Source organism: Terriglobia bacterium, assembly GCA_020072565.1.
GTDB lineage: Bacteria > Acidobacteriota > UBA6911 > UBA6911 > UBA6911 > JAFNAG01.
This window is the reverse complement of the sequence record JAIQGI010000132.1, coordinates 1-3,041: the sequence shown is the minus strand read 5'-3', so window position 1 is coordinate 3,041 and position 3,041 is coordinate 1. Positions and strand designations below refer to the sequence as shown.

At 58.3% G+C, this 3,041-nt stretch carries 1 protein-coding gene; it reads left to right on the top strand.

The genetic code is table 11. The annotated features are described in order from the left end of the window. The first annotated feature begins 208 nt into the window (after positions 1–208). A complete protein-coding gene (locus LAP85_29775) occupies positions 209–2,428 on the top strand; it encodes a S46 family peptidase (protein ID MBZ5500599.1) in 2,220 nt (739 codons plus the stop codon). Positions 2,429–3,041 lie beyond the last annotated feature (613 nt).

Genomic DNA, 3,041 nt, shown 5'->3' with positions numbered 1-3,041 from the left:
CTTGTGGCCTCGGGGCTTGCTGACACATCAACCCCGATGCCATGGTTTGGAAACAAGGAACTGGTCATCAGTTTCGCTTGATTGCCTCAGTGGCCCAAGCGTTAGTCATTTCCAGTACCGTGGAAATCGAGGCTAGTCGCGTTTTTGTCACTTTGTGTCTTTTTGCGGCTGAGATTCTATAGACCGACAATCAAAACAGGTGAAGACGATGAAGAAATCCTATTTCTTTTATTTCTGTGCTGCCCTCCTGCTGACGAGCCTGAGTTTCGCCGAGGAGGGCATGTGGCTCTACACCGCGATTCCCAAGGACAAACTCAAAGCGAAGTACGGCTTTGAACCCACCCAGGAGTGGCTGGATCAGATGCGGCTGTCTTCAGTGAGATTTACGGGAGGCTCCGGCTCGTTTGTGTCGCCCAACGGTCTGGTGATGACCAACCACCACATCGGCGCTGGTTGCATCAATGCGGTGTCATCCACGACCAAAGACTACATGAAGACAGGCTTCTACGCTCCCACGCAGGCGGAAGAAGTCCAGTGCCCGAAAATGTCTGTCCGGGTTCTTGAGGGCATCGAGAACATCACCGAAAAGGTGAATGCCGCCCTCAAGGATGTGCCTCCGGCCGAGGCGCCCGCAAACCAGAGAAACACGCTCAACCGTCTTCAGACCGAGTGCGGGACCGCCACGAAGTTGAGCTGCGAGGCCGTGTCCATGTTCTCGGGCGCCATGTACTTCATGTATAAATACAAACCCTACAACGATGTGCGCCTGGTGTTTGCCCCAGAGTACCCCATGGCATTCTTCGGCGGAGATGACGACAATTTCGAGTATCCGCGCTACGACCTCGATGTGACTTTCCTCCGCGTTTATGAGAACAATCAGCCCGTGCGTCCCGAGCACTATTTCTCCTGGTCCAAGAACGGCGCCAAGAATAACGAGCTCGTATTTGTCTCCGGCCATCCGGGAACTACGGCGCGGCTCAATACCGTCGCCCAGCTCGAGTTCCTTCGTGACGTCCAATACCCGATCCAGCTTGCAGGCTATGCCCGGACCATCGAAAGCCTCATCAAGCAGAGCGCTGTTTCCGAGGAGGAGCGCCGCCGCCTGGAGCGCCAGCTTTTCAGCCAGCAGAACTCGGCAAAGGCAACCCACGGCTATTACTCGGGCCTGCTCGACAAGGAATTGATGGCCGCAAAGGCCGCCGATGAGAAACAGCTGCGGAGCGCTTTTATGAAAAATCCCAAGCTGACGGCGGAGTACGGCGATCCATGGAAGGACGTCGCTGAGTACTACGGGCTGCTGAGGGAAGGAAACCTGTATGCAGAGCGGCAGTATTTTCCGTACTCGACTGGTCAGGGCGGGCCGGGAGGCCGCGGAGGTCAGGGAGCTCCCGGAGGCCGTGGAGGCGGAGCAAGCCCGGCAGCCGGGTCAGGTCCGGCCGGGGCTTTCCGTGGAACTTTGCCCGACATGGCACTGATGCTGATCCGCGCCGTCGCTGAGAAAGAGAAACCCGAGGCCGACCGGATGGCGACTTTCCGCGACCCGGCCGCCGTGGAACAGCGCCTCTTCGCCACCGATGAGAAAATCAGCAGGGACGACGATATCGCGGCTTTGGGCGCCACGCTCGCCGAGATCAACAAGTTCCTGCCGGGAAATCCGGTGGTGGCAAAGGCTCTCGGCGGCAGGACCCCGCAGCAGGCTGCCCGGGAAATCATCACCAATACCAGGGTCGGCGACCTCGACTTCCGGAAGCAACTCTACGCCGGCGGCTCAGCAGCACTCGAGAGCAGCACGGATCCGCTCGTGGCCCTCGTGCGCGCCGCGAACGCGGAAGGCAGGCGGGTCAGCGATGAATACGCGAAGAAGATCACTCCTCTCGAAGCGGCACGCACCGCGGCCGAAACCAAAATCGCCAAGATCCGCTTCGCGGTGCAGGGATTGACTTCGCCTCCCGATGCCAACTCCACGCTCCGCCTCAGCTATGGCACGGTGAAGGGCTATGTCGAGGACGGATTGGGCACGGTGCCGAAGGGAACGAAGCTGGCGCCCTTTACGACCATCAAACAGGCTTACGACTATGCAGACAAGCACGGAAACAATGAGCCATACAAGCTGCCCGACAGCTGGATGAATGCGAAGGGTAAAGTCAACGGGAAGACCCCGCTCAACCTCGTCTCTACGAACGACATCATCGGCGGCAACTCCGGCAGCCCGGTGCTGAACAAAAAAGCCGAAATCGTAGGACTGGTCTTCGACGGCAACATCCAGATGTTGCCCGGCCGTTTCCAGTTTGCGGAGAAGATGAACCGCGCGGTCAGTGTCGATTCCCGCGGGATCATGGAAGCGGTGCGCAATATTTACAACGCCACAGCTCTTGCCGATGAACTGAGCGGCAGCACAACCAAAACCGCCAAGGGCGCGGGCAAGTAGCCGACTCTTTCTTGAAAAAATGACGGGCCCCAATGCCCGACAACAGTGTACGACACAACGCAGGTCGCGGCCGGCAGCCGCGGCCTGTAGTTTTTCCGCACACAGACCGTCTTCAAATCTCTTCGGTCTTTGCGATTTCAGCAACCTCTTAGTTGAGTGTTGCGCATACGCTGTGTCCATCCCAGTTCACCCGGCAATCCAGTGAATTCCTGGGCCAGGTGTGAATGGCGCTTAATTAAGGAAACAGGGCGCGACCCTGGCGGGCTCAGCCATTCCGGCGAACCATTGGTTGCCACAAGCTCCGAAGCCCTTGGCGTCCGCAGCGCTTGGCGTCCGCAAGCCCTGAAAGGGCGGCCGTAGTTTTCAGCCCAGGGCGCAAGCCCTGGGATAAGACGCAAATGATGGATGAGCCCTGTAAGGGCGATGCCGGAACGCCTGCAATGCCCCGATTACAGGGATCTTGCATCGCCCTTACAGGCATGCGCGTCAAGTTAAGGAGCGTGTCGCTTTTTGAGAAATGAGTTTCGGGAGCGGACGCGCTTGAGGATGAAAGTGTTTCGATCCTCCACCAGCCATTCCATTGTCTCGCCTTTTTGAACTTCCGCCGCCTCTG

What these genes read in the sequence shown, in the direction of transcription:
- LAP85_29775 (MBZ5500599.1), top strand. Translation starts at nt 209, where the DNA reads ATGAAGAAATCCTATTTCTTTTATTTCTGTGCTGCCCTCCTGCTGACG.